Here is a 24190-nt window from a genome sequence, read left to right as displayed (position 1 = left end):
GCCCTCAGTCCGGCGCCTGCACCTTCGCGATGGCAGCGCAGACCTCTGCCATCGCCTCGACACTGCGCGGGCCGGGACGACTGATCAGGTCAGGAGTCAGACCCGCCAGTGCCACCTCGGAAAGTGGCCCCTCATCTGCACGCCAGGCGGCAATCCACTCCTCGCGCGCCGGCCCCTTCGCGACCGGATGCAGAATCAGGCGCGGCCTGGCCAGCCACAAGGCTTCCCGGTTGATCTGCGGCACCACGGCGGGTGAGTCCGTCAGCAGCGGCTCACCGCCGCAGCGCCGAATCAGCTCATTGACCAGGTGATTACCACCCAATGTCGTCATCGGGCTCTCCCCCAGCTGGAAGAAGACCGGCAAGGGGGCGCTGTCGCGGGAGCGCTCCAACTGCTCGATGCGCGCTGCGAGCGCCGCCACACGCGTATCCGCGATATCGCGGGTGCCCAGCAAGGCGCCAAGCCGAGCGATATTGGACAGCACGTCGTCGAGTGTGGCGGGCTCGCTGACGAAGACGGGCATCCCCAACGTTGTCAAACGCGCATGCATCTCATCGGAAAGCCCACTGCCCCATGCCACGATCAGGTCAGGCCGCGCACTGAGTAGTGCCTCCAGGTTGGGCCCGTGATAGCTGGCCAGGCGCGGCAGCTCGCTGACCGCAGGGGGGAAATCACTGCCCTGACTCACGCCGATCAAGGCCGGCAAGCCTCCCGCCGCCGCCACCAGCTCGGCCGCGTGCGGGGCCAGCGTGACCACCCGCTGCGCCGGCTGTGACAGTGCCACGACGTCGCCTGCATCATCGATCACATCACGCTCTGCGGCCAGGGCAGGCAGCGCCATCAGTGATGACATGACGAGCACCGACACTGCCTGTGCAGCGCAACGTATCCAGCGCAGTCTCTCGTGTACCTTCACGCATCGCCCTCATTGCTGATACTTTCAAGCCTATCGCGCCCGCATTCATGCCCCTCACCAAGCGCCAGGCAACAATGTTGCCACTTTATACAAGGGAATTCCCATGCTGATGAACCACGCCACCAGAGGCCCCGCCCCCCTCGCCCAGCGCCTGCGTCGTACCGCCATGCTATGCGGCCTGGCGCTCTGCACCGCCGGCGCCACGCACATGGCCCGCGCCGACCAGACGCCCGCACCGGCTCTGGTGCATGTCAGCGCCAGCGCCAGCCTGGAGGCGGCACCCGACAAGGCAACCATCCAGGCACGCCTGTGGGAGAAGACGCCCGCGCGCAAGGTGGATGACAAGGCTCCGGACAGCAAGGCCGAGGGCCAGGCGGCTCGCAAGGCACGCGAGTCACTGGAATCACGCATAACGACCCTGATTCAGGCACTGGAGAAAGCGGGCATCGACAGCCGTCAGATCAGCGCCGGTAGCCTCAACCTGCGCCCTGAGCAGTACTACGAGCGCAACAATGGTCAGCAGCAGCCCCAGCAATGGCGCCGTACGCACCTCGAACGCCCGATCAGCCTCTCTCTCGATGACCTGGACAAGGTACCGGAAGTCATCGACCTGCTGCTGGGCGCTGGCGTCAACCAACTGGCCGGTGTGCAGTATCAGATCAGTGAACGGGATGCCCTGGAAGACAAGGTATTGCAGGAAGCCTTGAGCAAGGCACGTCACAAGGCACAACTGATGGCCGAGACCCTCGGCGCGACCCTGGGCAGCGTGCAGTCGATCAATGAGTCCTCACACAGCCCGCGCCCGCAGATGATGGCAATGCGTGCCGACATGGCAGAGGCCAAGAGCAGCGGCAGCGAATACCGCCCCGGCGAGCTGAGCCTCGAGAGCAGCGTTCAGGTCAGCTGGCATATCAAGTCTGCCGATTGAGGCAGTCGCGCAAAACGTGAGCGAGTGATCAGCAGCAGTGATCACTGCCATGAAAAAGACGCCAGTCGCAGAGTCTGCGACTGGCGTCTTTTTTTACCCATGAGGCAGACAATCAGCCGATCAGGCGCCCAGCTCCTGCTCGATCAGCGCCAGCGCCGCCAGCGGATCCTCCGCCTGGGTAACAGGACGCCCGATCACCAGATGGGTGCTACCGGCTGCCATGGCTTCACCGGGCGTCATGGTGCGCCGCTGATCACCGGCCTGCGCGAAGCTCGGGCGAATACCCGGCGTCACCTTCAGGAACTCAGGGCCACACAGCGCCTTGAGGCTCGGGGTCTCACGTGCGGAGCACACCACACCGTGCATGCCGCTCTGCTGGGCGAGAGCCGCCAGCCGCTCGACCTGCGCAAGCGGCGTGACATCCAGCCCGATACCGGCCAGATCGGCCTGTTCCATGCTGGTCAGCACCGTCACGGCGATCAGCTGGGTATCGAGGCCGCGAGTCGAAAGGGCTTCTGCGGCGGCCTGCATCATGCGCGCACCACCTGAGGCGTGGACATTGGTCATCCACACGCCGTGCTCCGCTGCCGCCAGCACGGCCTGGGCGGTGGTGTTGGGGATGTCGTGGAATTTGAGATCGAGAAAGACCTCGAAGCCGCGTTGATGCAATGCCTTGAGAATCTCGGGACCCACACGCGTGAACAGCTCCTTGCCTACCTTGACGCGACAGCGCGCAGGATCCAGCTGGTCTGCCATGGCAAGCGCAGCACTCATGTCCGGGTAGTCGAGGGCGATGATCAGGGGGGAAGTCGTGGCAGGCATCCGGGCTCCAGGCGATGTGGCAGGCGCAATGACAGGAGGTCATGGGCTCGGGGCAACATTATAGCGCTCGGCTCTGTCGTTGTATGCCCAGGGAAAGACGAATCGAATCAGCAGGCTAACGCTCGTAGTGCTTTCTTGCGTTGAGCGCCGAAAGCCGCGCAAGGATGAGAAATCGTTTAAATCTAAATGACTACAAATCTAATACCTGAGCCAGAGTATTTCTCGCGCAGGGCCTCGGGTGGTCGCCCCGCGCACTTCCAATCGACCGCCCTGATGTGAGCATAGGAAGCGACCATGAAAACCCTGCTAGGAACACTTCTCGTGACCAGCCTGCTGGTACTGTCACCGACCAGCCAGGCCGCAGACATGAACATCAACACCGCCACTGCCGCACAACTGACCGAGCTCAAGGGCATCGGTGGCAAGAAGGCCCAGGCCATCATCGAATGGCGCAAGGCGAACGGGCCCTTCACCGACGTGGCACAGTTGACCGAAATCAAGGGAATCGGCCCCAATACGCTCAAGCGCATGAACACGACATTGACGCTGGGCGAGCCGGGCAAACCGGGCAAGACGACCTCGGCCATCAACACGAAGAGCCCGTCGGTCAAGCAAGACGAAGCTATCCAGAAGAGCCAGGCTGTCAAGAAAAGTCAGAGCATCGACAAGACCACCACCGGGAAGGCCGTCGACTCCCACAAGGAAGTCGAGAGCCTCAAGACTGCCAGCAACAATAGTTGAGCCGTCTCGCCGGGCAGGCAACCTCGTGCCAGTTGCGGGGTTGCCTGTCCATCGACTCTCTTCCTCCCAGAGAACTGGCAAGAACTGGCACGAATGGGCAACACCTTTCAAGCAACCCGCAGGCAAGCCAGCGTCATGCAAACGCGATGCTAGCCATTCCCCCTCTGGACCCCACAACCAAAAAAGCCGACCCGAAGGTCGGCTAGCGGGGTTTCCCCCTCCCCTGACGGCGAATCGGCACCTGCAAAAAAGCCCGATTCTGACAGCGGCCATCCTGGCCTGCCCCTTCCCCAAGGGGCTCCCTGAATGTCAGCCTCTGTCGGCAGCTGACACCTCTGCTTCTGATATCAATAGCTCTGACATCGATAGCTCTGACATCGATAACTCTTCCGCCTGTGTCGGCCTGCTGCGGCCTCGACAAGGACACTCTACCCCTCCACGCCCCGCGCGAATCTGATCTGCATCAAGTCCTGAAGGTTTCACGGCTCGATCCGTGCGGCTGGCGCGCAGACGACTGATCCATATCAATTTTCTCCATCGCTATAGGCCCCAACAACAGACAGCCCCGCTGCCGAGGATTCCGGCAGCGGGGCTGTCTGTGTTGAAGAGGGGCTGCAACGAGGAGCTTGAGCGTCGCCCCCATCCGCAATGCCTACCTCAGCGACGCACCTTCTTGTCTTCGATCTCGGTATGGCTGACATCGAGACCGAGCGGATGACCGGCCGAGAGTTCGGCACGCGTGGCATCGCGCACTTCCAGCACCTCGACTTCCCAGCTCAGCGCCTGACCTGCCAGCGGATGATTGGCGTCGACCTTGACCTGCTGTTCACCGACTTCCAGCACCGTGACCGACCGCTGGCCTTCCGGGGTGCGGGCCTGAAAGCGCATGCCGGCGTTGATCTCGCCCGGGCCGAAGGCATCACGCCCGAAGTACTGCACCAGGCCTTCATCCCGCTCACCGAAGCCTTCGGCTGGCGTCAGATTGACGACCTTGCGGTCGCCGACATCGCAGCCCTCAAGCGCGCTCTCGAGCGCTGCCAGAATATTGTCGTGGCCATGCAGGTAATCCATCGGCTCACGCTCAAGGGAGCTATCCAGCACAGTGCCATCAGCGGTGCGCAGGGTGTAATGCAGGCTGACGACCTGCTGGGAAGTAATCGCCATGGGAACCACTCCAGAAGAAAGGTGCAATGCGGTCTCGCGGATCAAGTCGGGTGAGACAGGTCGGCAGCTCAGCTTTCGCTACGCCGCAGCTGACGACTGGACAGCTCGACACGCTGTTGCTGATTGATCAGATTGAGCAGCACGATGACGCGCTCATCGCCCTTCGCGCTCTCGAAGACGCCACTGAGCGAACTCAAGGGGCCATCGATGATCTCGACCTGCTCGCCGGCCCGGAAATAGACATTCTCCGACGGTTGCTCCTGGCGTTGCTCGCCGCTGGCGATCAGGGCTTCCACCAGAGGCGTCGGCACCGCCGTCGGCGTGTTGCCGAAGCTGACCAGCTTGAGCACGCCACGGGTCGAGCGAATCGGCCGCCAGTTGTCATCCATCTGATCAAGGCGTATGAACAGGTAATAGGGGAAGAGCGGCTCTTCGACCCAACGCAGCTTGCCGCCGCGCTTCTTTTCCACCTCCAACAGGGGGTGGAAGACGTGAAATCCCTGATTGGTGAGGTTCTCCGCCGCACGGAAGGATTCCCCGCCCTTGCACTGGATCAGATACCAATGCGCCTTGGCAGCTTCTCGGGCTTCACTCATGATGACCTCTCATTGCCTACCTGCCCCACTCATGCGTGTCTCGAACCTGCATCATGCCTGTCGGCTGACCGGCAGGACAATGCATGGCTCTTGCCCTCAGGCAGTGCGACAATCCGGCCATGAATGACGCAAGCGGCAGATAGCCGCTCACCGTGCGTGTGACACGCGCGGCCACACCCTCTGCATGGACAGGCAAGGCTTTGACTTCAAAGGATTTACGCTTACTCGTTGGCCGTCATGGTATCACGTTCCTGATGGGCTTCGCCTCCGGGCTGCCACTGCTGCTGACCGGTAGCGTGCTGCAGGCCTGGATGACGGATGCCGGTGTCTCACTGGACGCCGTGGGCCTGCTCGCGCTGGTCGGCCTGCCCTACACCCTCAAGTTTCTGTGGGCGCCATTGCTGGACCGCATCATGCCGCCGGTGCTCGGCCGGCGCCGTGGCTGGCTGATGATCGCCCAGCTGGCCCTGACCGCACTGATCGCGCTGCTTGCCTTGCAGGACCCGCACATGTCGCCGCTTACCATGGGCGCCATCGCGCTGGCGGTCAGCTTCTTCAGCGCCACCCAGGACATCGTGATCGACGCCTATCGGCGCGAGCATCTGCCGGACAACGAGCTGGGGCTGGGCTCCAGCTTCTATGTCTATGGCTACCGCATCGGCATGCTGATGGCCTCGGCCGGTGGCCTGGTGCTGGCCGACATGATCGGCTTCCGCGTGACCTACCTGATCATGGCCGCGACCCTGGGCGCCTGCATGCTGGTGACCCTGCTGGCACCGGAGCCCGAAGCACAGGCCGCGCCGCGCGCCCATCATCTGCATGAGATCCTGTGGGACCCCATCCGCCACTTCATGAAGCGCGATGGTGCCATCTGGCTGCTGCTGTTCATCCTGCTCTACAAGCTGGGCGATTCCGTGGCGGGCAATCTGACCACGCCCTTCTACAAGGACATCGGCTTCAGCAACTCCCAGATCGGTGCGACCGTCAAGCTGTTCGGCCTGTGGCCATTGCTGGCCGGCACCTTCTTCGGCGGCCTGATGATCATGCGCATCGGCATCTATCGGGCGCTCTGGTGGTTCGGCATCCTGCAGATGGTATCGACTGCCGGCTTCGTCTGGCTGCATCACGTCGGTGATTCGCTGGCGTGGCTCGCGGCGGTGGTCGCCTTCGAGAACCTGGCGGCCGGCATGGGCAGCGCCGCCTTCATCGCCTTCATGGGCGCGCTGACCGACAAGCGCTTCACCGCCGGCCAGTACGCGATGCTCTCATCGATCATGGGCCTGCCGCGCGTGGTGATCGCCGCGCCCTCCGGCTATCTGGCCGATGCGGCCGGCTGGGACAGCTTCTTCTGGATCTGCACGCTGGCCGCCATACCGGGCCTGTTGCTGTTGCTGCGCTTCCGCCACTGGGGCGCGATGCTGGCCACGCCACACAAGTCACCCGCCATGTCGGGCGAGTGACAACGCCGCGCAGGCAACCTGGACAGTCCGAAAACAGCAGGAGAGCCCGAAAACAGCAGGTAGCACCACGAAACCCAGCAAGAAAGAATGAGGCAAGTCAGTCGGCGTCGTTGACACTGTAACAGCAGGTAAACGATGCTTATGCGGCATAGTGCATAAAGATAACAAGCTGCACCGCAGGCCCAGCTGGCGCCAGGCGGTGACATCAAGCACAGGGAGCCCGTCATGCCCATCACCACCCGGATTCACGAAGGCATCATGATCACGCCGCCTGCCCAGCTGACAGGCGAGCTCGCGCGCTATTTCCGCCAGGAGATGCTGGCGATGATTCCTGAGCACACCGGCACGCTGGCGGTGGACCTCAGCCATGTCGAGGCCATCGATGCCGATGGGCTCTCGGTGCTGGTCAGCCTGCATGATGCGCTGTCCCCGGCGGCGCTGGTGGTGGTCGAACCCTCGCCGGTCATGCAGACAGAGCTGGAGCGCGTGCGCCTGTTCGAGCTCTTCGATATCTACTATCAGCGCGACCCGCTGCTGGAGTCGAGCGGCGACACGCGGACAGGGCCTTCTTGTGAGGTAGCCTGATGAAACGCGATCTGACTCGGCCCAGCTCCCTTTTCCGCTCTCTTCGACGCCTGGTGGGTGTCGCGATCACGGCCGGCCTGATGGGCGGCTGTACACCGATCATGCTGGACGACACCCCCGCCGAAGATCACTGGCAACAGGCGACCCACTGGCCGCTGGAGCTGCCTGCCCCTCATGCCGATGATCGCTTCATGCAACTGCCCGCGGGCGATGACCAGCGGCTGGCGGCGGGCGATCGTCTGAGCGTCAGGGTCGCCGGCAGCGAACTCTTCGATGGCAGCTACGAGGTGGATCATGACGGACGCCTGCGCCTGCCGTGGCTCTCGCCGGTCGAGGCTTCCAACAAGACCATCGACGCCCTAGCGGATGAGATCACCCGGCGTCTGGTGCAGGAAGAGCTGATTCGCCCGGGGCTGGCGCATGTCAGCATCCGGCTCGAGGAATGGGCTCCGTTGGCCGTTGCGGTGTCCGGCGCGGTGTTCTTCCCGGGCGAGGCGGTCATCAATACCCGCCTGCCCGAAGAGCGCATGGTGCGCCGCGATTTCGCCGGCGGCGATGCCAGTCAACAGCGTCGTCTGTCGGCGGCCTTGACCACGGCCGGCGGCATCCGCCCCGACGCGGACCTGAGCCATATCGAGCTGATTCGCGACGGCCAGACACAGGTTCTCGACATGCGCGGCCTGATCGACGGCGAGTATGCCGCCAATCCCTGGCTGCGTGTGGGGGACCGCATCCACGTGCCCTCCAGCGGCGCCTTCCAGGCCGCTCTGATGCGCCCCTCGCCGCTCACCGCGCCGGGCATCGTCATCTATGCCTCCAACCTGACCACCCCTGCCAACAACAACAACGTCAGCAATTACACGGTGTTGCGCTCGCAGGTGCCTTACGGCGTGCGCATGCTGCAGGGCGTGATCAATGCCAACTGCGTCGGCGGCATCCAGGCGACCTCCGGCTCGCGCCGCGCGGTGCTGATCAGTACCAACCCGATGACGCATCAGCCGGTCGTGGTCGATCGCGGTATCGATGCCCTGCTGGCCAATCCGGCGGATGTGGGCGTCAATCCCTATCTGATGCCCGAAGATGTGGTCGGCTGCTATGACTCCGGTGTCACCAACATCCGTGATATCGCCCGCACACTGACTGACCTGCTGACGCCGGCCACTCTGCTGTAACCCATCGCCTGTCCGTTGATGGAATGCGACTGATCACTACCACGCGACAAGGATGTGCATGACAGAGTCCCGCTCACCCGACACACCACAAGACGCAGCCAAGCCCTCACTGGGGCGCCGACTCCTGGGCGTCCTGCTGGGCTGGGCGGCGCGTGGCTCCAGCATGCGCCCGCGCACCCGCCGCGCTGCCTACCTGTTGCTGGCGACCGCCATCCTGAGTGTCATCTGGGGGTTGACCATCGCCTTCATCGCCGTGGCACCTGTCACTTACACCACCAGCTGGACGATGATCCTGCCGGGCACCGGCTCCGGCCTGTCGGTGAACTTCGAGAGCATCGGCCAGGCCAGCACCAGCGCCAACTCTTCCTACTCCAGCTCCTCGCTGGACCCCAAGGTCAACTATCGCGCCATCGCCGAGAGCCCTGCCGTGCTCGAGCGTGCCGCCAGCACGGTCGACATGCATCCCGACGATTACGGCAAGCCCAAGATCAAGCTGACCGACCAGACCGCGCTGATCGCCTTCCAGACCAGCGCGCCGAGCGCCAAGGCCGCGCTTGCACGTGCCAATGCGCACATCGATGCCTTCAATGAGGTGATCGAACAGCTGCGCAATGATGAGCAGGCGCGCCGCGAAGCCGTCATCCGCCGCTCGCTCGAGACCTACGATCGCACGCTCAAGGAAACCCAGCGCAAGCTGCTCGAGTTCCAGTCCACCTCTGGGCTGGTTTCCATAGAGCAGTTCAAGGAACTGACGCTGAGTGTCGAGGCGCTCAAGGACACACTCGAGACGCGTGATGGCGAGCTGTCGGCCCTCAATGCCCGGCTCGCCACCCTGTCCAGTCGCCTGGGACTGGACGCCGGCCAGGCCGGTGGCGTGATCGCCCTGCAGCGCGACGCCCGCTATCAGGCGCTGCTGACGCAGGCGGCGGAGCAGGCGGCCAGTCTCGATGAAGCGCGCGGCAAATGGGGCGAGCGCAATCCGGAAGTCATCAATCTGGCCGCGGGGCTTGATTCCCTCGAGCGCTCGCTGGCCTCACGCATGCGCCAGTTGCTGCCCCGTCAGTCCTCGCGCAACCAGAATGCCCTGCGTGCCGCGTCCGGCCATGCCAATCAGGACACCCTGGTCGGCGAGCTGATCACCCTGGATACCCAGCGGCGCGGCGTGATCAGCGAGCTTGCCACCGGGCGGGCCAATCTGGCGGCCCGCCAGCAGCGGCTGGACAACAGCGTCGCCAAGGCCGCCCAGCTGCAGGACCTGCTGCGCGAGCAACAGGTCGCCACGGCGGTCTACACCACGGCGCTGGCCAAGATCGACATCGGTCAGATCGACCCCTTCGCCAGCTACCCGATGCTGCAGATTCTCGATCCGCCGCCACTGCCCGAGAAGGCGGATTCGCTGGGCATCAAGCTGGCCATCGTCGGCGCGCTTGCCGCGAGCGTCTTCAGTATCATCGGCCTGATTCTCCTGTGGATCAGAAAACCCTACCTGCTGCGTCTGCAGCAAAGCGTGTGAGCCGCCGATGTTTTCCCTGAAGGCGGGGCCAGAGGCGGATGTCCGCCCCGAGACCCCGGAAGAACGCATCATCTGGTTCTCGATCACCGCGACCTACCTGTTCTATCTGGTCGGCGGCCTCTATGTGCTGGCACCGGTGCTGGCATGGTCATTGGTGATGCGTGCCGCCTGGCTGCACCTCAAGGGCCGCCAGCGTTTTCCGCGCCTGCCCTGGCCGCTATGGGTATGGATCATCGGCATGATCGTGATGGAGTTCTCATTGCTGGCCGGCCACCTGATCGAGAACCTCGGCACCGGCAAGCTGATCAAGTCCTCCATCGGCTGGGCCAAGGGCTGGGCGCTGCTGGCGGTCTTCCCGATCATCGGCTGTCTGGCGATCCGCCCGGCGGTGATCATCCGCGCGGCCATGCATGTCTGCCTGCACACCATGCTGTTGCTGCCGGTATTCGTCGGCGCCTGGCTGGCGGGGCTGCCCCAGGTGCCCTTCGTCTCGCCGCTGCAGGCCATCGGCGGGCCGGGGCCGGAATTCTTCGCCGTCTCGCTCTATGAGATTGACCCCGGCAGCGGCATGCCGCGCTGGCGCCTGTTCACGCCCTGGGCGCCGGCGGTGGGCTTTGTCGCCAGCATCTATTTCGCCTGTGCCCTGCTCGAGAAACATCCCTTGTGGAAGGCGATCGGCATCGGCGGCAGCGTGCTGATGATCCTGATGTCCGGCTCGCGCATGGCGCTGGTGTCGCTGGTGTTGATCAGCGCCGGGATGTTCCTGCTCAAGCGTCTGCACAAGCCGTGGCTATGGTTCAGCTTTTCCGGCGTCAGCCTGATCGGTGGCTTTCTGGGCGCGCCGATCCTGGAAGCCATCGACAACTTCATCGCCGCCTTCAAGGGCTCGCGGGCGGACTCAACCCGAGTGCGAGCCGCGCTGGGGCGCATCGCGGTGGATCGCTGGCGCAACGAGGCGCCGTGGTTCGGCCACGGCATCGTCGAACGCGGCCCGCACCTGGTGGAGTACATGCCGATCGGCTCACACCACAGCTGGTATGGGCTGCTGTTCGTCAAGGGCATCTTCGGCCTGTTCGCGCTGTTGGTGCCGATGCTGGTCAGCCTGCTGCATCTGCTGCGCTTCGTGGTCGGCCGCCCTGTCGTGCAGCTGGGCTTGATCATGGTCGGCCTGCTGTTCGTCTACTCCTTCGGCGAGAACCTGGAGATTCTGGCCTACCTGATCTGGCCAGGCCTGATCCTGATCGGCAAGGCGCACCAGCTGGCGGGCCTGCCCGCCAGCGAAGGGCATATCCACAACATGGGGCCGGTGGATGTGGAGAAGCCGCTTTCAAGGGCAGCGCCCGCCTCCGCCGATACCGGCAGCAGCGACACGGCAACCTAGCCCGTTCACGGGATAGTGGAACAAGGCTGCGCCAGATCACGCCTATTCATCACTACATTGCGCTAGAGTGGCTACACCAGCCGTTCAAAAGCATGACTGACAAGACCAGATGCCTGGAAAGGCACGACAAGCCAGGGAGCCAGGCGATGGGTGTGATCACGCGACTCAAGACACGTCTGACAGGTGGCGGAGACGGTGGCAATGGCCGTCTGATCCGCAATCTGGCCTGGATGGGCATGTCGCAAGGGGTGCACCGCATCGCGCGATTGGGCGCGACCCTGGTGGCGGCGCGCATGATCGCGCCGGAGTCCTTCGGTATCGCCGCCATCGTGCTTACCGCGCACGAGATCATGCACGCCATCTCCAATGCCGCCGTGGTACCCGCCCTGGTGCAGGCCGGGCGCGAGGGATATGAACGCCTGTGCCGCGATGCCTACTGGTTCAATTGGGTGGTATGTCTTGGCCTGATGGTGCTGCAAATGGCACTGGCCCCGCTGCTGGCCTACCTCTATGACGCTCCCGATCTGACCCTGCCGCTGATAGCGCTGGCGCTGATCTTCCCGATGCTGCCCCCCGCCGCCATCAACGCGGCGCGAATTCTGCGCAGCAACCGCCTGCACATCACGGCGCGCATCGAGATGGGCCAGAGCATCGGCGAGGCCGTCGGCGTGATGCTGCTGGCCGCCATGGGTGCCGGGTTCTGGGCCTTGATCCTGCCCAAGCTGATCGTGACGCCCATCTGGACCCTGACCTACCGCTGGTGCGAGTCATGGCGCATCGATGAGCGCCCCTCCACGCTGTGGTCGCGGCCGCTGATGAGCTTCGCGCGCCCGATGATGGGCGTCGAGGTGGTCTCGGTGCTGCGCCAGCAGATGGATTACCTGCTGGTCGGCGCCCTGTTCGCCATGGACGTGCTCGGCGTCTACTTCTTTGCCTTCAATGCCGGGCTCGGCATCAGCCTTGGCCTCTTGCGCGCCTACTCCACCGCCATCTTCCCCCAGCTGTGCGGCGACATGACGTCTCGCGAGCGACTGGCACGCATGCACCACGGCATGCGCCTGTTCGCGCTGGTCGCCGTGCCCGCCATCATCGCCCAGAGCCTGCTGGCGCCCTGGTATGTGCCGATCCTGTTCGGGGAGGCCTGGGTCGAGCGTGGCGCCCTGCCGATCCTGATCCTGATCTGCCTCTCCGCCCTGCCGCGCATCCTGCTCGACAGTTGCGGCCAGTTGCTGCGCGCCCAGGGCATGCCCGGGGCAGACCTCAAGCTGCAGATCTTCATGACGCTGATGCTCGGCGCCGGCATGTTCGCCGGCGTGCCCTTCGGCATCAATGGCGTCGCGGCCGGCATTCTGGTCGGCATCAGCCTGGCCGCGCTACCCGGCTACCTGTGGACGCGCCGGCTGATCCTCGCTCAGGACGGCCGGGTGACAGATGCGCCGCCACCAGACTCGCCAGACACACCAGACACACCTCACGCAGCATCCACCGCATCGCTTTCCCCAGACAGGGACGTCCAGGAGGCCAGACCATGACCCCGACCTTTTCGGTCATCATGCCGATCTACAACGTCGAACGTTTCGTCGCGGCCGCCATCGACAGCGTGCTGGCGCAGGAGGACGGCGACTTCGAACTGCTCATCATCGATGACTGCTCCCCCGATGGCAGCCGGGCGATCTGCGAGGCCTATGACGACCCGCGTGTCACGCTGATCACGCATCCGGTCAATCGCGGCCTGGCCGGGGCCCGCAACACCGGCGTACGTGCCGCTCAGGGCCGCTATCTGGCCTTTCTGGACTCCGATGACATCTGGGAGCCCGCCAAGCTGGCGCGCCACCGCGAGCACCTCGAGGCACGCCCCGAGGTAGGCCTGTCCTTCTCGCGCTCGGCCTTCATCGATGCCGACGGCGAACCGCTGGACTACTACCAGATGCCGAGCCTGACTGATATCACACCGGGGCTGCTGTTCTGTCGCAATCCGGTGGGCAATGGCTCGGCACCGGTCATCCGCCGCGAGATTCTCGAGGCCATCGCCTTCGACTGTGAGATCAAGGGGGGCGGCGTGCTGCCCTGTTATTTCGATGAGAGTCTGCGCCAGAGCGAAGACATCGAGTGCTGGACCCGCATCGCCCTCAAGACCGGCACCACGGTGGAAGGCATTCCCGAGCCGCTGACCCGCTACCGGCTCAATGAAGGCGGGCTTTCGGCACAACTGGAGCGCCAGTACCAGAGCTGGCTTGCGATCGTCGAGCTGACGCGCGCCTACGCGCCTGACTTCATCGAGCAATGGTATCCCCGCGCCCAGGCCTACCAACTGCGCTACCTGTCGCGTCAGGCGATTCGCCTGCGTGACGGGGATGCTGCCTGGGCGTATTGCCGCCGCGCCGTCAAGGCATGGCCGGGCATCTGGAAGGCGGAATTCGGGCGCACCGCTGCCACGGCAGGGGCCGCCCTGATGCTGCGCATGATGCCCAAGAGTCTCTATCTACGCTGTGAAGGGCTCGCCCAAGGGGTCATCGGCAAGGCGCAGAAGAAGAAGATCGACAATGCGCCGCGCCCGCAGTCGGCCAGACCGAATCAACAGCAGGACGCTCATGAAGTGGAGTCGCCATGATGAGCCAGCCATTGGATCAAGCCCTCTTCACCACTGAGCGCGTCAAGACGCTGCCTCACGTCAAGGTGCTGGGGGTGCCCTTCGTCAACACCAGTCTCGACACCTGCCTGAGCCTGCTCAAGAGCTGGATCAGCGACCCGCAGCCGCGCACCGTCAATTTCGTCAATGCACACTGCCTGAACGTGGCCCAGGTCGATCGCTATTACATGCAGGTACTGCATGACAGCGACCTGCTGCTGCCCGATGGCAGCGGCGTCAAGATGGCCTGCCGCATGCTCGGCCAGGAGCTCGAAGCCAACCTCAATGGCACCGATCTGCTGCCCCACCTGTGCGACATGCTGGTGGCGGAGAACAAGCGCCTGTTCCTGCTCGGCGCCGCGCCGGGCGTGGCCGACAGGATGGCCGACAAGCTCCGCGAGCAATGGCCGACGCTCGAGATCAGTGGCGTGCATCACGGCTTCATCGGCCCGGAAATCATCGACGACGTGCTGGCGCAGATCAATCAGGGCACTGACCTGTTGCTGGTGGCGATGGGCGTGCCGGCCCAGGAGAAGTGGATCTCGACCTACCGTGAGCGACTCGAGGTGCCGGTGGTCATGGGCGTCGGCGGTCTTTTCGATTTCTATTCCCAGCGCATCCCGCGTGCGCCGGGCGTCGTGCGCAGACTGGGCATGGAATGGGCCTGGCGGCTGCTGATGGAGCCACGCCGCATGTTCAAGCGCTACGTGCTTGGCAACCCGAGCTTTCTGATGAGCGTGCGCAGGTATGGGGAAGAGGCGATTCCCGGCCGCGGCCTGTGGATGAAGTCACGCTCCAACTGGCGCCACTTTCGATGGCGAGTGAGCAACTGGCTGACCCCGCGCGCGCGCCGCGCCATGGATATCGTCGGTGCCAGCGGCGTGCTGCTGGTGCTGTCACCGCTGCTGCTGGGCACCGTGCTGGCCATCCGCCTGGAATCGCCAGGCCCGGTGCTGTTCGGTCAGGAGCGTATCGGGCGCCACGGCAAGCCGTTCAAGCTGTGGAAGTTCCGCTCGATGTACATCGACGCCGAAGAGCGTCTGCGCGAACTGCAGGCCGCCAACGAGAGCGAGGGTGGCGTACTGTTCAAGATGAAGCAGGACCCGCGCATCACGCGCGTGGGTCGTATCATCCGCAAGCTGTCCATCGATGAATTGCCGCAGCTATGGAACGTGCTGCGCGGCGAGATGGCGCTGGTCGGGCCACGCCCCGCCCTCGCCCGCGAGGTGGCGCTCTACGAGGCGCGCGCGCGCATGCGTCTGGATGCCACCCCGGGGTTGACCGGGCTGTGGCAGGTGTCGGGCCGCTCGGACCTGTCCTTCGAGCAACAGATCCATCTGGATCTCTTCTACCTGCATCGTCAGGGCATCAAGGAAGACATCAAGCTGCTGTTGCGCACGATTCCTGCTGTTCTGACCAGCCGTGGAGCCTACTGATGCGTGAGACTCCCTCTCTCATTCGTGCTGCGCTGCGCCAATATCACGACTCATGCCAAGGAGGTGTGCAATGCATGTGATCCTGTTGGCGGACCGCCTCGGCCAGGAAGTCGCGCCGATTGACCGCCGTTACTCGCCGGCGCTGCTGCCGATTGCCGGACGCAGCGTGCTGGAGCGCAATCTCGACCTGCTGGTCGGGCGAGGCGTGACGCATATCAGCCTGATCATCGCCCGTGACCCCGAGTGGTTCCGGGCGCGTATCGCCGATGGCTCACGCTGGGGCATCGATCTCGACATTCTGCCGATGCCCGGCGAGCGAAACCCGCGCGAGCAGATCAAGCGCCTCGGCGCCATGGCTGCCCTGCCCGCTCCGGTGCTGCGCGCCGATGTGCTGCTGATGCCGGAGTGGTTCAAGGATGACAGCCTCGCGATCAGCGAGCAGGCCATGGCGTCGGGCGCGCCGGTCTGCCATCCAACCAGCGTGACAGACCCGTCTCTCGCTCGCCTGCACTGGCCGGAGCTGCGCGACAATCCCGGGCTTGGGCCGGCCCTGCTGGCCTCGCTGTCGCACTATCACGCCCTGGTGATGCAGGCACTCGATGCCGATGACTCAGGCCTGACACCACATGGCGAGCGCGGAGTATTGCCCGGCGAGCAGGACCTGCACCACGTCTACTACGCCGCCGGCGCGACGCGCCTGGATGAATCGCGCCTCACCGGCGGCTTCGCCGGCATCACCACCCATGTGGAGCCCGGCGTGCTGCTCAAGGGACACTGCTGCCTCGAACAGGGCAGCTACGTGGAAGAAGGCGCCATGCTCGAGGACTGCGTCATCCTGCCCTTCACCCGCGTGCACGGTGGCCAACAGGTGAACGCCGGCATCCTGTTCGAAGGCGAGGCGCTCGACAGGACGGCCCCGCACTGGCTCAAGGACCGCCGCCAGGCAGGTGCCGCCTCGCAACGCGGCGTCGCCTACCGCAACCCGGCACGCCCTGAATGGCAAGAGCGGATTCTGGCGGCCCTGATCACCCTGGCCACACGCCCCTTCGGCTCACGCTACAAGGAGCTTCGCCATCGCCTGCGCCAGGTGCAGGACAGCCGCATGCGGCTTTTCGGGGCACTGCCCGAGCGCTCGCCACCGCCACTGGACAGGGTCGGCATCAGCAGTGCAGGTGCCATCCAGCCCCCGGATTGGCGCGCCACACCGGATGCCTTCGCCGCGACGCTGGAGGCCATCCAGGTCGGCCAGACGCCGGGGCTACGCGGCGCCATTCGAGAAGCCTGGCGTCTGCGTCAGCAAGGCAAGCAGCAGTGATCGCCTCCGTTCACGCTTCCCCCTGAGCCCGCCTCGCGATGCAAGGCGAGACACGAAAAACCCCGCAGTGCCGTGGCACTGCGGGTTTTTTCATACGGGGCCTTGTCACACGAGGTCTAGTCATGCGAGCGCTTGCGATCACTCGTCAGGCAGCATGAGCAGCCTTTGACACCGGCTCAGCGATGCTTGGCCAGCCAGGCAAGCGCGCCTTCGCTGCGCTTCCACTGGTCGCGCATCAGGGTGCGGTACTGCCAGGCCTCACCACGCGTGCCGGGCTCCGGTGCTTCCACCGCCAGACTCACCGGCCGCGGATGCTCCGCCAGCAGCAGGCTGATCAGATGCGAATTGGCTTCCCGCACGATCTCGAGTGCCTGCTCGGCGTCCTTGTCGCGACCCAGTCGATAGAGCGCCAGCACCTGGCCCATCAGGATGCCCAACAGCGGCATTTCCTCATCGACGGCACGTCGCTCGATATCATGTTCGGCGAGGGTCACGGCCTCGTCGTTGCGGCCTTCGCGCAGCAGCTGATCCAGCACCAGCTCACGCAGGCCGAGGCTGTCTTCCTCGTCGAGCTTGAGCAGGCGCTCCGCCAGCTGGCGCGAACGCTCGCGCTCACCGCGCTCCATGCCGATCACCAGCCCCAGCCCACAGCGCAGCAACTGGGCGTTGTCGCCATCTTCCCAGCGCAACAGGCCGCCGGCCTGTTCGATCTGATCGAGCCAACGATCGAAGCGCTGTGCCAGCGGCACGAAGAAGGTGTCCGACATCCACGGCAGGCTACCGAAGCGACTGGCCAGTGCCAGAATCAGCCCCTGACACACCGCCGGAACGTCCAGCCATTCGGGGCTGGCGCACAGCTGCTGCAGCCACTCGTTGGGGTCCTGGACATCCCAGGGATCGATATCCAGCGCCAGTGCCGCCTCTTCCTCGATACGCGCCGGGAAGACCGCCTCCCAGAGCCCGAGTGTCACGGCCTGCTCCGCATTCTGACGGAACAGCAGACTGCCATCTTCCTGCGTTTCCAGCGCCAGACGCGGCGGATGCTCGATCACCTCGAACAGCGCCTGCAGGGCGGCCAGTGAATCCGACAGCGACTCATCGGAATTGACCATCTGCTCGGCGAGCGTGGCACGCGGGTTTTCGGCCAGATCCGCCAGGAATTCCAGCTGACCGGGCTCGATGTCCTTCTGCTTGGACAGACGACGCCACCAGAAGCGCGCACGATCCTGCGCCTCTTCCGGCTGGCCTTCGTGCAGCAGCAGCATGGCTTCGATATACGCCAGCGTCGGCGAATCGGGCAGCGTCTGCTGGGCACGAATGAAGGCGGCGCGCGCCGAGCCCAGATCATCGCTGTCCAGATGCAGCAGACATTGATGCTCCAGGGCGACGCCGCGGAGGAAGGCAGGGCCGCGCTCCAGCACCTCATCGAGCAGCAGCGCCTTCTTGCGGGTGAAGCCGCGCTCCTGATAGAGGTCCAGCAGCAGCTCGAAGCCAGGCTCGGCCTGCTCGGGCAGACGCGACCAGTCGCTGGTATCGAACAGCGCCTCCATGATCTGCTGAGCTCGACCACGATTGCCGCTCTCGGCGCTGATCAGCCCCGCTTCGAGCAGCGCCTGCGCCGGCGCGAGACCAGAGGCCAGCGCCGCCTTGAGCTGTTCACCCTTGAACTCGCGCAGCGACAGCATCCACATCAGGTGATCCGGTATCGCCGGCAGCTGCACCTTGTCGCAGCACTGCTTGTACTTGCGACCCGAGTCACACCAGCAAGGCTCGTTGCGTCCGGGCGGCGCCAACGACTCGCGCGCGAAGTCGAGTCGCACCAGCGGAGTCTGGCTCCACAGCACCGGCGCCAGCGCTACCGCCAGCGCTTCGTCGCCACCGCTGTAGTTCACGCCCTCCGAATGCGCCCACTGCATGAAGGCAGGAAAGGATTCATCGGCGCGGATGGCATCAAGTGCCCCACTGGCGTAACTCAAGAGCCGTTCGACCCACTCGGCAAGCATGGCATCTCCCTAAAAAAGCGTTTCACAGTCCTGCAGACACCGCATCCCGATCGTCGCCTCGGCGTTCACCTCGGCGTTTCCTCAGGCGCGATGCCCGTCAGAACCTGCGAATCAAGGGGCGAAGTCTATCACGAGGAAGCCTCCCCCCTCATCGTTCACTCACTCAAGCGGCTGACGCAGCGATAACCTGCTGACCTGAGCTGTTCGGCCAGGCAGGCGATATGCGCCGGGCCCACCTCACAGCAACCGCCGACGATACGAATGCCGGCATTGACCCACCCCAGCGCATGCGCCGCGTACTGCTTAGGCCCCAGGTCTTCGCGCGCCTTGAGGTCCTTGACGGTGCCGCCGGGGTTGAGTTCCGCGATGGAGGTGAAGCCATTGGCATAGGCACCGGTCGGCAGCGGGCTGGCCAGCAGATTTTCCAGACTACCCTGAATGGCTTCCGGCGCGCTGCAATTGATCAGGATCGCGTCCACGCCCATCGCTTGCAGCATGCTGATCGCGTCGGCCAGCGGCTCACCGCTGCGCAGGGTCGCGGTCAGATCATCCTTCACCGTCAGCGAGACCCACACCGGTAAGCCGCTCTCGAGTGCGGCGGTGGCAGCGGCGCGAGCCTCGACGCAGGAAGACAACGCCTCACACAGCAGGACATCGACCAGCGGTGCCTGCAATTCCACCAGCCGGCGATAGCTGGCCAGGGATTCGTCAGCACTCGGCGCGACATCGGGGCGATAGGTGGCGACCAGCGGCGGCAGGCAGCCTGCCACGCGCACGTCCGCCTCGCCACTCAGGGCGATGGCATCCCGCGCGGCCTTGCCGGCGGCGGCATGAATGGCCGCGATCGACTCGCCGACACCCGCCAGGCCCAGACGCTGCGGCGTGGCCGTGTAGGTATTGAGCGTGATGACGCGCGCGCCGGCACGAATGAAATCCAGGTGCAGGTCACGCACCAGCTCAGGCTGGTCCAGCATCACCTGAGACGACCACAGCGGCGTCGGCTCACGACCGCTACGACGCACCAGTTCCTGGCCCATGCCGCCGTCCAGCAACACGACTTCAGCCCCGTCACCTGCACCCTTTCCTGCTTCCAAGTCTCGTTCCACACAACCTCCAGAGCTTTTTGATGTCCTAGCGTGAGCCTGACGACCTGGCGAGACCCGCTGGCCAGTCAGTGGCGGGCGAAATTCTACCACGCTCGACCCGCTTGCGGCCCTTGCTCACTGGAGCCAAAAGGCTGCCCAATGCTACTGTTGACGACACCCTTTGCCCCGCGCTGCGCTCGAGGCTCGTGCTCACGAACCTCTCGGCAGCCCATGTCGTGCCAGAAGCCCCACCCCGTTCAATCAAGGAGGCCTGCCTTGCTGTTGCCGAGCCCCTTTCGTCCCCGAGCCAACACTGCCAACGACGCGCCCCAGGTGCGTCTGGAGCGTGAGGGCCGCGACGAGATTCGCCGCATTACCCAGGCCGTGGAGCGTGTGCCCTGGTCGGTGAGCCTGATGCAGATCCTGTGGACCGCAGGCCCGGTGACGCTGATCGGCGCCTGGGGCGGCTATCTGCTCGGTTACGGCAAGGAACCGACCTTCGAGAACTACATCTTCTTCATCTCCTACACCGTCATCACCGGTGTCGCGGGCATCGTGGCCAATATCGCCCACAACCTGACCAGCTCACGGCGCTATGACCGCACCGAAGCCAAGATCGAACGCGTCATCGACACCGTGCCGGAGCTGATCCTCGCCACGCGCAATCTGATCGTCGAGAGCCTGGAAGGCGATGCCCGCCGGCGTGAAGCGGCGGCCATGCTGCTGCGCAAGCAGGACCTGGCGCCGGAGGGGGTTGAGCTGGCGGCGCTGGAGCTGCTCGATGACCGTGATGCCGCGCGCATCATCAGCCAGATCGACGTCTACCGTCGCGTGGGCCTGCATGCGCGTATCCGCGACATGAACAGCCTCAACCGCGAATGGCTCGAGCCCCAGTTCAATGAGCTGGCCGAGCTGGCCCCCGAGGCCATCGGCCTGCTGCGTGAGCGCTTCGAAGGCCGCGCGCCCGACCTGCACAGCGGTGTGCCGCGTGACGAGAACTTCATCGAGCGTGTGCTGGCGGCCATCGAGCAGGACAACGACCTGCTGATGACCCTGCAGGACGTGGAGGAGATGTTGATTCTGGCCTTCGAGCTGATCAGCGGGCGCAAGATTCCGCTGCTGACCTTCGAATACCGTGGCCGCTGGAAGCTGGCGCGCGCGCTGGACAACCTCGAGCATGCCCGCTCGCGTTATCGCATACGTCAGGCCACCGGCCTGTCACGCCTCAAGGCGCTGACGGTCTATCTGGCCGAGCAGTCCGGCACCCTGGTGGAGGATGCCGCCTCCGGCCTGCGCGCCGAGGTACTGCTGGAGCGCTCCACCCAGGCGATGGACGCCCTTGCCGAGCAGGTGACGCATCTGGCGATCGCGGTCAATGAGGGCGATCGTGAACACCGCGCCGCACTGCGCTCGCGGGCCGACATCCTCACCAACGCCATCCGCCTCTACAAGACGGTGACCAATGCCTACGAGCAGGTAGGGCGCAGCCACGCCGTCTTCCTCAAGATGTCCAAGCGCTGGGAAAACATCGCCTCGCAGATGTCCGATGACGCCACCCGCCTGCGAGTCGGTCCGGGCCGTCGTGGTCTGCGCATCCAGGAAAAGACCATCGCGCTGGACGATGAAGCCAAGGCGGAGGTCTGCAAGCATCTGGCCGATCACTTGAACGAGAGTCGCATCAAGCGCGTCGACAGCGAGATCGCCTACCAGGCGCGCGAGACGGTGCTGCGCGTCGGTGTCGACAAGGCCAAGGCGATGGCAGTCGAGATCGCCCTCGCGCTGGAGCCCCACATACACCTGTCACGCCCGGCCGTGCAGCGCGCCATCAATGGCTCCAACGCCGCCTATTTCGGCCAGCTGGAGCCCAATCAATCCGCGGCGGCCAAGGCGGCCCTGGGCAGCGCCATGGTGCGCGAGATCGACGATGACCTGTCACGCACCGCCGAATCACTGGCCATCGCGCTGGTGCGCCACTACCGCGTCGAGCTGGAGCCGCTGGCCATCGAGTTCCTGCGCGATACCTTCGGCGCCCGTGAAGCGACGCTCAACATGCTCAGCAACTATCAGCCCGCGGACCACCACCCGGTCAGCTATCTCTCCAATCGCCCCCCGCTGATCCAGACCGCCAACCGCGACTGGTATCGCGCCCTCGTCCAGGCGCGTCGCGCGCTCGACGACGATTGATCCCCGCCTCGGGCCAACGGCATACTGTATGGATCATCATATCGACAGCCTTTGACCGCAGGATGCCCGATGCGCCTGATCATCGCCGAAAAGCCCAGCCTCGCCCGCGCCATTGCCGAGGCGCTGCCCGGACGCTCAAGCAAGCGCGACGGCTATATCGATGCCGGTGACACCCGTGTCACCTGGTGCATCGGCCACCTGCTGGAGCAGGCCCCGCCGGATGACTACGACGAGCGCTTCAAGCGCTGGTCGCTGGATCACCTGCCGATCATCCCCGAGCAATGGAAGCTCAAGCCACGCAGCCAGGCGCGCGGTCAGCTCAAGACCATCCGCGAGCAGCTCAAGCTGGCCGATGAGGTCGTGCATGCCGGCGACCCCGACCGTGAAGGCCAGCTGCTGGTGCAGGAAGTGCTGGAGCACATGCGCTGGCGCGGGCCGGTCAAACGCCTGCTGATCAGTGACATGAACCGCCCTGCCGTCAGCCGTGCCCTCAACAAGCTGGACGACAATCAGCGCTGGCAGCCGCTCTATGAAGCCGCACTGGCGCGCCAGCGCGCCGACTGGCTGTATGGCATGAACCTGACTCGCGCCTGGACATTGACCGGACGCCAGGCCGGCCACGACGGCGTATTGTCGGTGGGACGCGTGCAGACGCCGCTGCTGGGACTGGTCGTGCGCCGTGACGAGGAAATCGAGGCCTTCGAGCCCCGCGCCTTCTTCCCGCTGTGGATCGAGGCAGGTGTGGCGGCGGGCAGCTTCAAGGCCTGGTGGCATGCGCCCAGCTCGCCCTGGCTGCAACGCCTGGCGGACAAGGGCACCCCGCTGCCACTCGATGACAAGGGTCGCCTGCTGGATAGCCGTCCCGCCGAGCGCCTCGCCCGACATCTCGCGACCTTGACCACCCTCGGCGATGGCCATGTCGAAAGTGTCGAGGCCAGCGACAAGTCACAGCCCGCGCCGCTGCCCTATTCGCTCTCGGCGCTGCAGGTCGATGCCGCGCGCCGCTTTCGCCTGCCCGCCCAGAAGGTCCTCGACACCTGTCAGGCGCTTTACGAGCGTCATCAGCTGATCACCTATCCGCGCTCCGACTGCCGTTATCTGCCGCGTGAACATCACGCCGGCATGGCCAATCTGATGATCAGCGCCTGCGTGGGTGACCGTGAGCTTGAACGCTTCAGTGGCGGCGCCGATTTCAGCCTGCGCTCACGCGCCTTCAATGACAGCAAGGTCAGCGCGCACCACGCCTTGGCGCCGACCGGGCGCGAGCCGGACTATGCGCGCCTGTCGCGCGATGAAGCCAACCTCTACCGCATGATCACCCGCAACGTGCTGGCCCAGTTCTATCCGGCCTATCGCTATCGCGAGGTCAAGGTCGAGCTGCGCTTCGCCAAGGAGCCCTTCCGCGCCAGTGGCCGCAGCGTGATCGACGAGGGCTGGAAGGTGCTGTTCCAGCGCGCTGCGGGGGCCGGGGAGACAGCTGATAAGCAAGACTCTGACAAGAAGGCCTCTGACAAGAACGCAGCTGCCGATGACAAGACCCCGCCGCCACTGCCCGCCTTGACGGAAGGCGAACCGGCCTGCGTACTCGACTGTGGTATCGAGGAGAAAGAGACCCGCCCGCCGGAGCCCTTCAATGACGCCAGCCTGATCCAGGCGATGATGAACATCGCACGTTACGTCGAGGATGAAGCGGTGCGACGCACGCTGCGCGATGTGGATGGCCTGGGCACCGAAGCGACACGCGCCGGCATGCTCGAGACACTGATCAATCGCGGCTATCTGGTGCGCGAAGGCCAGGCGATGCGCTCGACGCGTATCGGTCGCGCGCTGATTCATGCCCTGCCGCCTGCCGTATCGCGTCCGGAGCGCACCGCACAGTGGGAGCAACGCCTGAGCCTGATCCACGAGCAAGGCGACCCGGCGGCGCCCTTCCTGAGCGAGCTGATCGTGGATCTGCGTGCGCTGCTCGCCGATAGCTCCGCCAGCCGCTTGAGCACGGCACTTGCCAGCGTCGGCGGTGCGACACCCGCGCCGCGCAAGGGCGGCGGCAAGGGCGGCTCGCGTCGCAAGGCCACGTCCTACAAGAAGCGCGCGTCTGGCAGCTCTTCAGGCAAGACCGCTTCTGGCAGCACTACTGACGGCGCTTCTCGTAAAAGTGCTTCCACCAGGAGTCCCCGCAAGCGAGCGACTGGGTCACGGTGCAAGACCGACAGCTGACAGCAGGTCAGGTGAAGTACAACCGGCCTTTCCCGCGCTCACG

At 64.9% G+C, this 24190-nt stretch carries 19 protein-coding genes; 13 read left to right on the top strand and 6 right to left on the bottom strand.

Going from position 1 to position 24190, the window contains the following annotated elements:
- Positions 1-4: 4 nt before the first annotated feature.
- Complete coding sequence (locus CLAM6_RS03995; protein ID WP_153635208.1) at positions 5-853, bottom strand: helical backbone metal receptor; 849 nt, start codon at positions 851-853, stop codon at positions 5-7.
- Between the two features lie 166 nt (positions 854-1019).
- On the opposite strand from CLAM6_RS03995, the gene CLAM6_RS03990 reads away from it, so the two are divergent.
- Complete coding sequence (locus CLAM6_RS03990; RefSeq protein WP_153635207.1) at positions 1020-1844, top strand: SIMPL domain-containing protein; 825 nt, start codon at positions 1020-1022, stop codon at positions 1842-1844.
- A gap of 120 nt (positions 1845-1964) precedes the next feature.
- On the opposite strand, the gene pyrF is transcribed toward CLAM6_RS03990, so the two are convergent.
- Positions 1965-2666: an orotidine-5'-phosphate decarboxylase gene (gene pyrF / locus CLAM6_RS03985; protein ID WP_153635206.1), complete on the bottom strand. Its 702-nt coding sequence runs from the start codon at positions 2664-2666 to the stop codon at positions 1965-1967.
- A 294-nt stretch (positions 2667-2960) separates the two neighbouring features.
- Between pyrF and CLAM6_RS18080 the strand changes: the two genes are divergently transcribed.
- Positions 2961-3407: a ComEA family DNA-binding protein gene (locus CLAM6_RS18080; RefSeq protein ID WP_153635205.1), complete on the top strand. Its 447-nt coding sequence runs from the start codon at positions 2961-2963 to the stop codon at positions 3405-3407.
- 657 nt (positions 3408-4064) lie between these two features.
- On the opposite strand, the gene CLAM6_RS03975 is transcribed toward CLAM6_RS18080, so the two are convergent.
- Both CLAM6_RS03975 and rfaH read right to left on the bottom strand, forming a co-directional pair.
- Positions 4065-4571, bottom strand: coding sequence for an FKBP-type peptidyl-prolyl cis-trans isomerase (locus CLAM6_RS03975; protein ID WP_043332448.1), 507 nt, complete (start codon positions 4569-4571; stop codon positions 4065-4067).
- A gap of 68 nt (positions 4572-4639) precedes the next feature.
- On the bottom strand, positions 4640-5167 hold the full coding sequence (rfaH, locus tag CLAM6_RS03970; RefSeq protein WP_054555061.1) for a transcription/translation regulatory transformer protein RfaH: 528 nt from the start codon (positions 5165-5167) through the stop codon (positions 4640-4642).
- 254 nt (positions 5168-5421) lie between these two features.
- On the opposite strand from rfaH, the gene CLAM6_RS03965 reads away from it, so the two are divergent.
- From CLAM6_RS03965 to CLAM6_RS03925, 9 genes are all read left to right on the top strand, one after another.
- A complete protein-coding gene (locus tag CLAM6_RS03965) occupies positions 5422-6627 on the top strand; it encodes an AmpG family muropeptide MFS transporter (protein WP_082388128.1) in 1206 nt (401 codons plus the stop codon).
- 225 nt (positions 6628-6852) lie between these two features.
- Complete coding sequence (locus CLAM6_RS03960) at positions 6853-7212, top strand: STAS domain-containing protein (protein ID WP_153635204.1); 360 nt, start codon at positions 6853-6855, stop codon at positions 7210-7212.
- Entirely contained in the window at positions 7212-8384 is a 1173-nt protein-coding gene (locus tag CLAM6_RS03955; protein WP_153635203.1) for a polysaccharide biosynthesis/export family protein, read from the top strand. The genes CLAM6_RS03960 and CLAM6_RS03955 overlap by 1 nt, the downstream gene beginning before the upstream one ends.
- A gap of 58 nt (positions 8385-8442) precedes the next feature.
- The gene (locus CLAM6_RS03950; protein ID WP_153635202.1) at positions 8443-9897 is read left to right on the top strand and encodes a GumC family protein; all 1455 of its coding nucleotides are present in this window, start codon (positions 8443-8445) and stop codon (positions 9895-9897) included.
- Positions 9898-9904: 7 nt separating this feature from the next.
- On the top strand, positions 9905-11278 hold the full coding sequence (locus CLAM6_RS03945; protein WP_197738704.1) for an O-antigen ligase family protein: 1374 nt from the start codon (positions 9905-9907) through the stop codon (positions 11276-11278).
- A 146-nt stretch (positions 11279-11424) separates the two neighbouring features.
- On the top strand, positions 11425-12810 hold the full coding sequence (locus CLAM6_RS03940; protein ID WP_172978619.1) for an oligosaccharide flippase family protein: 1386 nt from the start codon (positions 11425-11427) through the stop codon (positions 12808-12810).
- Positions 12807-13889 (top strand): glycosyltransferase family 2 protein, encoded by a 1083-nt coding sequence (locus CLAM6_RS03935; RefSeq protein ID WP_153635200.1) that lies wholly within the window; start codon positions 12807-12809, stop codon positions 13887-13889. The genes CLAM6_RS03940 and CLAM6_RS03935 overlap by 4 nt, the downstream gene beginning before the upstream one ends.
- A complete protein-coding gene (locus CLAM6_RS03930) occupies positions 13889-15343 on the top strand; it encodes a WecB/TagA/CpsF family glycosyltransferase (RefSeq protein WP_172978618.1) in 1455 nt (484 codons plus the stop codon). The genes CLAM6_RS03935 and CLAM6_RS03930 overlap by 1 nt, the downstream gene beginning before the upstream one ends.
- A 70-nt stretch (positions 15344-15413) precedes the next feature.
- Positions 15414-16658, top strand: a complete 1245-nt coding sequence (locus tag CLAM6_RS03925) for a hypothetical protein (protein WP_153635198.1) — start codon at positions 15414-15416, stop codon at positions 16656-16658.
- Positions 16659-16834: 176 nt separating this feature from the next.
- On the opposite strand, the gene CLAM6_RS03920 is transcribed toward CLAM6_RS03925, so the two are convergent.
- Both CLAM6_RS03920 and CLAM6_RS03915 read right to left on the bottom strand, forming a co-directional pair.
- On the bottom strand, positions 16835-18661 hold the full coding sequence (locus CLAM6_RS03920) for an SEC-C domain-containing protein (RefSeq protein WP_153635197.1): 1827 nt from the start codon (positions 18659-18661) through the stop codon (positions 16835-16837).
- A gap of 155 nt (positions 18662-18816) precedes the next feature.
- Positions 18817-19755, bottom strand: a complete 939-nt coding sequence (locus tag CLAM6_RS03915; RefSeq protein ID WP_225347630.1) for a homocysteine S-methyltransferase family protein — start codon at positions 19753-19755, stop codon at positions 18817-18819.
- A 267-nt stretch (positions 19756-20022) separates the two neighbouring features.
- Here CLAM6_RS03915 and CLAM6_RS03910 point away from each other — a divergent pair, with 267 nt between their 5' ends.
- Together CLAM6_RS03910 and CLAM6_RS03905 are read left to right on the top strand one after the other, a co-directional pair.
- On the top strand, positions 20023-21930 hold the full coding sequence (locus CLAM6_RS03910; protein ID WP_043332458.1) for a hypothetical protein: 1908 nt from the start codon (positions 20023-20025) through the stop codon (positions 21928-21930).
- Positions 21931-21999: 69 nt separating this feature from the next.
- Complete coding sequence (locus tag CLAM6_RS03905; protein WP_153635196.1) at positions 22000-24147, top strand: DNA topoisomerase III; 2148 nt, start codon at positions 22000-22002, stop codon at positions 24145-24147.
- Positions 24148-24190: the final 43 nt, after the last annotated feature.

Source organism: Cobetia sp. AM6 (assembly GCF_009617955.1).
Lineage (GTDB): Bacteria > Pseudomonadota > Gammaproteobacteria > Pseudomonadales > Halomonadaceae > Cobetia > Cobetia amphilecti.
Note: the sequence above shows the minus strand (reverse complement) of the source record. Positions and strands in the feature narration are given on the sequence as shown.